1 tRNA gene and 2 rRNA genes (1 of these 3 cut by a window edge) are annotated in these 2,500 nt (G+C 55.2%); all 3 read right to left on the minus strand.

The window, feature by feature from the left end:
- Positions 1–242 precede the first annotated feature (242 nt).
- Positions 243–319, minus strand: a tRNA-Met gene (locus OO12_RS16810).
- Between the two features lie 89 nt (positions 320–408).
- Positions 409–523, minus strand: a 5S ribosomal RNA gene (gene rrf, locus OO12_RS16815).
- 154 nt (positions 524–677) lie between these two features.
- Positions 678–2,500, minus strand: a 23S ribosomal RNA gene (locus OO12_RS16820) (it continues 970 nt past the right edge of the window).

The following is a 2,500-nucleotide window of genomic DNA, read 5'->3' on the forward strand; positions in this document are numbered from 1 at the left end:
CTCCGGCCCCGTCATCAAGGTCACCTGGGTCATGCTGTGCAGCTATCAGCGCTCATAAGCTCTCCTTACGAGTGCAGCTTCAAGCCCGGCCGCCGATCAGACAAGGCGGTCCCCACCGGAGGGGTACTGTTTTCCGCGCTCGCCGCGAGTGCGGCCCGTGCAGTGAGGAATGATCGCGGCGCGGATCGACGCGAAACGCAAAAAAGCCCGCCAAACCGTGAGGTTTGCGGGCGTTTGTCCGTTGGTTGCGGGGACAGGATTTGAACCTGTGACCTTCAGGTTATGAGCCTGACGAGCTACCGGGCTGCTCCACCCCGCGCCAAGGTTCTTCTCCCGCGCAAGCGGGGGAAAAGACATGTGAATGGGTTCCGTATCAGAATTCGTTTCGCGCTGCTCACCGGCTACAATGCCTGGCGACGACCTACTCTTCCATCGCTTAAGCGATAGTACCATCGGCGCAGTCAGGTTTCACGGCCGAGTTCGGGATGGGATCGGGTGGGGCACTGACGCTATAGCCACCAAGCAATGAAGCCGGTGAGCGGCGAAAAACGGTTCTTAAATCGATGCACACTTTAGCCTGGAATTCAGGTGTAGTTGTATTAGGCGTAAGCTCTTAATCATCCAACAATCTCGGACAGAAGCTGGTGTTACCCAGAGTTGTCGTTGATGGTGGGACTCTCAAGCGCAAATAGAGCAATTAGTATCGGTTAGCTCCATGCGTTACCGCACTTCTACATCCGATCTATCAACGTCGTGGTCTCCGACGGCTCTATGAAATCTTATCTCGAGGGAGGCTTCCCGCTTAGATGCTTTCAGCGGTTATCCCGTCCATACATAGCTACCCTGCTGCGCTTCTGGCGAAACGACAGGTACACCAGAGGTATGTTCAACCCGGTCCTCTCGTACTAGGGTCAACTCCTCTCAAATTTCGACGCCCACGGCAGATAGGGACCAAACTGTCTCGCGACGTTCTGAACCCAGCTCACGTACCACTTTAATTGGCGAACAGCCAAACCCTTGGGACCTGCTCCAGCCCCAGGATGTGATGAGCCGACATCGAGGTGCCAAACAACCCCGTCGATATGAGCTCTTGGGGGTTATCAGCCTGTTATCCCCGGCGTACCTTTTATCCGTTGAGCGATGGCCCTTCCACGAGGGACCACCGGATCACTATGACCGACTTTCGTCTCTGCTCGACTTGTCAGTCTCGCAGTCAGGCTGGCTTATGCCATTGCACTCTAACAGACGGTTTCCAACCGTCCTGAGCCAACCTTCGCGCGCCTCCGTTACTCTTTAGGAGGCGACCGCCCCAGTCAAACTACCCGCCACAGAGGGTCCCTGATCCAGTTTCATGGATCGAGGTTAGACATCAGAAAACAACAGGGTGGTATTTCACCTATGGCTCCACGTCAGCTGGCGCCAACGCTTCAAAGCCTCCCACCTATGCTACACAGTTCTTTCCTAATGCCACTCTGAAGCTGCAGTAAAGGTGCACGGGGTCTTTCCGTCTAACCGCGGGTACTCCGCATCTTCACGGAGAATTCAATTTCGCTGAGCATGTCCTGGAGACAGTGGGGAAGTCGTTACGCCATTCGTGCAGGTCGGAACTTACCCGACAAGGAATTTCGCTACCTTAGGACCGTTATAGTTACGGCCGCCGTTTACCTGGGCTTCATTTCGGAGCTTGCACCCCTCCACTTAACCTTCAGGCACCGGGCAGGCGTCAGGCCCTATACGTCGTCTTGAAGCCGACTTAGCAGAGCCCTGTGTTTTTGCTAAACAGTCGCTACCCCCTGGCCTGTGCCCCCTCATAACGGTTGCCCGCTGTGAGGGCCTCCTTCTTCCGAAGGTACGGAGGCAATTTGCCGAGTTCCTTCAGGACACTTCACTCAAGCGCCTTGGTATACTCTACCTGACCACCTGTGTCGGTTTCGGGTACGGTCTATACGGTGGGGCTATTTCCTGGAACCTCTTCGAAGCCAGACCAATCCAATAAGGCCTGACAACACACGAGATCCGTCACACACCACCAGGTCACGGAATATTAACCGTGTTCCCATCGACTACCCCCTTCGGGCTCGTCTTAGGGGCCGACTCACCCTGCGCGGATTAGCCTTGCGCAGGAACCCTTGGTCTTTCGGCGAGAGGGCATCTCACCCTCTTTATCGCTACTCATGTCTGCATTCGCACTTCCGATACCTCCACGACCCATTACCAGATCGCTTCACCGGCTTACGGAACGCTCCGCTACCGCTCATCTTACGATGAACCCTAAGCTTCGGTGCGTGTCTTGAGCCCCGTTACATCTTCGCCGCAAAACCTCTTATTTAGACCAGTGAGCTGTTACGCTTTCTTTAAAGGATGGCTGCTTCTAAGCCAACCTCCTGGTTGTTTTGGAAGTTTCACATGCTTTCCCACTTAGACACGACTTGGGGACCTTAGCTGTAGGTCAGGGCTGTTTCCCTTTTGACGACGGACCTTAGCACCCGCCGTCTGTCTC

Origin of the sequence: Sphingomonas sp. ERG5, assembly GCF_000803065.1 — a bacterium.
Taxonomy (GTDB): domain Bacteria; phylum Pseudomonadota; class Alphaproteobacteria; order Sphingomonadales; family Sphingomonadaceae; genus Sphingomonas.